Genomic DNA, 2,047 nt, shown 5'->3' with positions numbered 1-2,047 from the left:
GCACGGCGAACATCAATGGTCGGGCGGTCAAAGTCCTCAGCAACCACAGCGGTGGCACGGGCACGAATCTCGTCGTTGTGCTTGCGCGGGTCAGCGGCGAAGCGAGCCAGTGCCTCATCAGCAGCTTTCAACTCCGGCTCAACAACAGCCTCACCCCCAGCCAGGCCACGAGCCAGCAGAGCAATCTCAGCGACCTTCTGATCAGCGAATGACAGGCCGTCCACCGGAACTTCGGCCGGGTCTTCCAGAGCCAGGTCGTGCGGCACATGCTGCAGGGAGGTCGAAGAAGCCACCGACACGGCACCCTCGGATGCGCCCGGCAGATCCTCCAGAGTCTTCAGAGCCGCACGAACATCGGCACGCCACACGTTGCGGCCGTTCACAATACCGGCAACCAGGTGCACACCAGCGGCAGAAACAGACTCCAGCTCAGCCTTCGAGTACACGCCGTGCACCAGGTCAAGGTGCAATGCCTCAACACCGGTGCTCAGCAGTGCCGGCAGGTTCTCACGCAGGGAACCGTAAGGGCTGGTCACCAGAATCTGCGGGCGCTTCTCGCCAGCAGCCAGGGTGCGGTAGGTGTGCTCGGCCAGTTCAGCAACCTTCGCGTTGTCAGCACGGTCCACGGTCAGGCCCGGCTCATCCAGCTGGACCCATTCAACACCGCGCTCAGCCAGCTGCTCCAGCACCTGAGCATACGCGGCAACAAACTCATCCAGACGGTCAACGGGGGAGAAGTCCTCAGCGGAACCCTGCTCAGCCTTAGCGCCCAGTAGCAGGGTCAGCGGGCCAACAATCTGCGGGCGAACCTTCACGCCAGCCTGCTTTGCCACCTTAAGCTGCTCGTCAATAGCCTCAAGGTTCAGCTTAATCTCGGTGGACGCACCAATCTCGGGTACCAGGTAGTGGTAGTTGGTATCGAACCACTTAGTCATCTCCAGCGGAGGTAGGGTCTCGGTACCGCGCGCCAGTGCGAAGTAGCCGGGCAGATCCAGCAGGCCGCGGCCGTCCTTAGCCTCAGCCAGACGCTCGGGAACCAGGGTGAACAGGCGAACCACATCAAGCACCTGGTCGTAGTAGGAGAAGGCCGCCGGAATCGAGTAGTTATCAGCCTTCAGACCCGCAGCGGTTACGCGCTCGAAGTAGGTGCGCTGTACGTCAGCAGCGGTGTCCTGCAGCTCCTGCAGGGTTGCCTTGCCCTTCCAGAAAGCCTCCTGAGCCTTCTTCAGTTCGCGGAAGCGGCCCACGCGGGGGTAGCCAACAATGGTTGCGGCGGGGAATGCGGTGTTCGACATAATAGTTATTCCTTTACTGGGGATAGATAGGGGAGTCAGTTCCGGTGTTTTACCACCCGACTATGGGCGGTAAAACGGAGAACTCAACAACTCCCGGAATATTTGTGGGGGAGAAAGTGGAAACGCATCCGACAAGGAGCGTTATGGGTTAAAGCGGGGTTTTTAGGCGTATTCCAGTTCGCTCAGCGACTGAGAGAATCGGTTACTGTACCGCGGCAAATCCAGCTGATCCAGAACGTCCAGAACCGCCGCATGCTCGTTGAAGGTGAAGAAGTGCAGACCCGGTGCGCCCGCGTCCATCACGGTGCGGCACTGGTTCAACGCGTACTCAACACCGATGCGGTGCAGCTCAGCGCTACTGGTTGCTGTCTCAAGGCGGTAGGCAAGATCTGCCGGAACCGGCATGCCCGCCATCTGGCAAAGATTCTGCAACCGCTTCAGGGAGGTTACCGGCATGATGCCCGGGATAATCGGAATATCCACGCCTGCCAGGTGCGCCGAATCGACCAGGGCACTGTAGCGTTCATCCTCAAAGAACACCTGAGTGATCGCGAAGTCCGCGCCGGCACGCTGCTTGGACAGCAGAATCTCAATATCCTGCAGCAGGGATGCGGACTCGGGGTGCTTCTGCGGGTATGCCGCTACACCAATCGACACCTTGCCAGCCGCCAGGTGGGCGAAATCTTCACGCTCAACGCGGCGAATGAGCTCTACCAGGTAGCGGGCGAAAGGAAGTTCAGAAACCTGACCTT

The 2,047-nt window shown here is 60.0% G+C and carries 1 protein-coding gene and 1 pseudogene; both read right to left on the bottom strand.

All coding sequences use genetic code 11. The features are described from left to right. Positions 1 to 1,295: pseudogene (locus O3648_RS08160) on the bottom strand (5-methyltetrahydropteroyltriglutamate--homocysteine S-methyltransferase); the annotation flags it as partial. A gap of 162 nt (positions 1,296 to 1,457) precedes the next feature. Beyond that, positions 1,458 to 2,047, bottom strand: a 590-nt coding sequence (locus O3648_RS08155; protein WP_371569525.1) for a methylenetetrahydrofolate reductase, incomplete at its 5' end; no start/stop codon positions are given.

Source organism: Rothia sp. 27098_8_161, assembly GCF_041432905.1.
GTDB lineage: Bacteria > Actinomycetota > Actinomycetes > Actinomycetales > Micrococcaceae > Rothia.
This window is presented reverse-complemented; position numbering and strand designations above follow the sequence as displayed.